The organism is Mesorhizobium sp. M4A.F.Ca.ET.020.02.1.1 (genome assembly GCF_004022645.1).
Lineage (GTDB): Bacteria > Pseudomonadota > Alphaproteobacteria > Rhizobiales > Rhizobiaceae > Mesorhizobium.
In genome coordinates this window covers 1-2,352 of sequence record NZ_RZOI01000850.1, presented here as the reverse complement: position 1 = coordinate 2,352, position 2,352 = coordinate 1, and the positions used below count along the sequence as shown (strand labels likewise).

The window sequence follows — 2,352 nt, the reverse complement described above, 5'->3', positions numbered from 1 at the left end:
GCGAAGGGCCGGTTGAGGAAGCCCATCTCCCAGCGTTTGACGATACGTTCGCCGCGCCAGTTCTCCGACAGCCGGGCGATCTCGTCGAGGAAGATGTTGCGCCTGTCCTCCGCGAAGGAATAGCCCTTCTTCGAAAGCCAGCGTTCGGAATAGCGCACCGTCTCGTTGCGCTTGCCGGAGAAATCATGCGCGGGCAGGACGAGCCTGGTGTCGATGCCCAGGCGGTTGACCTGATAGCCGAGCCCGGCCAGCACCCGCGCGGTTTCGGCGCCGATCTGCACGAACCAGGGACCGCCGGCGGCCTCGACGAAGCGCCTGATATAGCCGAGGCGGTCAGACGGATGCACCACCGGATCGCCGAGCGCGAAATGGTGCTTCATCTTGGTGCCGAAGGCGATGTAGCCATCGCCGTCGCTGAAATAGGACAGTTTCTGCTGCACGGCGGTGGAATAGGCGAGCGAGAAGTCGCCATGCCGGCGCACCAGCTCCAGGCGCTCCAGATGCGACAGCTCGCGCCGCGGGACCTTGGGCGCGGCGCCTTCGAGAAGGCTGTCGATGTAGATGCGCAGGGAGGGCATTGGCCGGGCTTTCGCATGCCGAAAAAAGAGACCCGCCAGCCCACGGGCCTCGAATCAGTCGCTTGGCGCGACTGACTACCGATCATATCGCGCAACCGCCATATAGGATGCAACCGTCGCCGACAGAAGGGGAAATCTCGGTCGAATGAGCATCTTCGCCGCGGTGGCTTTTGACTTTCCATGCAGTGTTATATATCTTGTTATCATTTGTCGTGGACGGATGGCCATGGAAGACATCATGCGTTCCCTCGGCTTCCTGTGCCTTGGCAGCAGGCTGAAGCGCATCGGCGAGCAACTGCAGGCGGACACGCAGCGCGTGCTCGACCGCCTGGAGGTCCGGGTCCCGTCGAGCCAATATCCGCTGCTGGCAGCGCTCGACCGGCTGGGACCCTTGCCGGTCGGCGAGCTGGCGCAGTCGCTGGGGGTGGCGCAGCCGGGCGTCACGCGAAGCGTAGCGCAACTCGCAGTGTTGGGGCTGGTCGAAACCAGCCCGTCGAGCGACGATAAGCGCCGCAGGATCGTCTCCCTCAGCCGAAACGGCCGTCGGCTAGTCGACATCGCGAAGCGCGAGGTCTGGCCGCGCATCGAGGGCGCCGTCCAGGATCTGTGCGCCGATCTATCCGGGCCACTGCTCGAGCAACTGGCCGCCATCGAGCACGGCCTCGACGCAGCGCCGCTGCATCGTCGCATCAAGGAAGCCGAAGGCGCCGTGCCATGAAACACGTGCTCGACCGTCCCATCTGGAGCGCTCTCGCGACGCGGCATCAGGCCTTCGCGCAAGGCGACAACCTCGCCAGGCGATACATGCCGTCAATCGTTCCGTTCTCCGCGACGGCCGTGGACGACAAGGAAAGCCTTGAGGCGCTGGCCAAGCTTATTCCACCACGCGAAAGCTCCTTCGTGGTCCAGGCGGACGCAATCGTCCTGCCCGCGGCGCTCTGTGCGATTTCAACCGCGTCCCTGGTCCAGATGATTGCCGAGCATCCGGTGCAGGCCGTGTCGGACGAGCGCATACAAAGGCTGACGCAGGACGATGCCGCCGAGATGCTCGCCCTGGCAGCGCTCACCAGGCCCGGCCCATTCACGCTGGAGGCCTTGAGGCTCGGCGCTTTCTGGGGCGTGAAGATCGAAGGCAGGCTCGTTGCGATGGCAGGCGAGCGCATGAAGCAGCCCGGCTACACCGAGGTCAGCGGTGTGTGCTCGCATCCAGATTTCCGCGGCGGCGGTCTGGGAGGCTGCTGTCCCTGTTCGTGGCAAACCGGATCATGACGCGGGGCGAAATCCCCTATCTCCACGCTTATGCCAGCAATGTCGCGGCCATAGGACTTTACGAGTCCATCGGCTTCCGGTTGAGAAGCATGATGAACATGGCGGTGCTTCAGCACGCCGAATAGGGCCACGCGCGCGGCCATTGTCGCGGACCTAGAGCGTTTCACCGTTTCACGGAAACGGCGAACTGCTCTATCTCTTTGTTTTGACGCAATTCCGAACGGAAAACCGCTCACACTTTTCCTGGAATTGCTCTAGGCCGACCTTGGCTCAAGCCGCCGGAAACCGACGGCTTCCATCAGCATGTCCTCTTCGACCATGCCGGCATTGTGCAGGGCAAGCAGGGTCAGGGCGATTTCCCGCGCTTCGGCGGAATCGGGATGCGCTTGGCGCCGCTGGCAGGCCTCGTCAAAGACGCGCTGCAGCCTGGCGATGTCGGCAGGCCTGAGCAGGCCACGGTCATAAACAGACTTTGGCATGGCGGTCTCCTTACAAGGACCTAGGG

The 2,352-nt window shown here is 63.5% G+C and carries 3 protein-coding genes and 1 pseudogene; 2 read left to right on the top strand and 2 right to left on the bottom strand.

The genetic code is table 11. The features are described from left to right. Positions 1-578, bottom strand: a 578-nt coding sequence (locus tag EN742_RS32100) for a phosphatidylglycerol lysyltransferase domain-containing protein (RefSeq protein ID WP_128333733.1), incomplete at its 3' end; no start/stop codon positions are given. Positions 579-804: 226 nt separating this feature from the next. Here EN742_RS32100 and EN742_RS32095 point away from each other — a divergent pair. Both EN742_RS32095 and EN742_RS32090 read left to right on the top strand, forming a co-directional pair. Beyond that, a complete protein-coding gene (locus tag EN742_RS32095; protein ID WP_128333734.1) occupies positions 805-1,296 on the top strand; it encodes a MarR family transcriptional regulator in 492 nt (163 codons plus the stop codon). Then, a pseudogene (locus EN742_RS32090) lies at positions 1,293-1,972 on the top strand (GNAT family N-acetyltransferase). Before EN742_RS32095 ends, EN742_RS32090 begins: the two are co-directional and overlap by 4 nt. A gap of 129 nt (positions 1,973-2,101) precedes the next feature. Here EN742_RS32090 and EN742_RS32085 read toward each other — a convergent pair. Further along, entirely contained in the window at positions 2,102-2,326 is a 225-nt protein-coding gene (locus EN742_RS32085) for a hypothetical protein (RefSeq protein WP_127405933.1), read from the bottom strand. Between the last annotated feature and the right edge of the window lie 26 nt (positions 2,327-2,352).

Excerpts from the sequence above, each read along its gene's own strand:
- EN742_RS32095 (WP_128333734.1), top strand. The coding sequence starts at position 805 with ATGGAAGACATCATGCGTTCCCTCGGCTTCCTGTGCCTTGGCAGCAGG.
- EN742_RS32085 (WP_127405933.1), bottom strand. The coding sequence starts at position 2,326 with ATGCCAAAGTCTGTTTATGACCGTGGCCTGCTCAGGCCTGCCGACATC.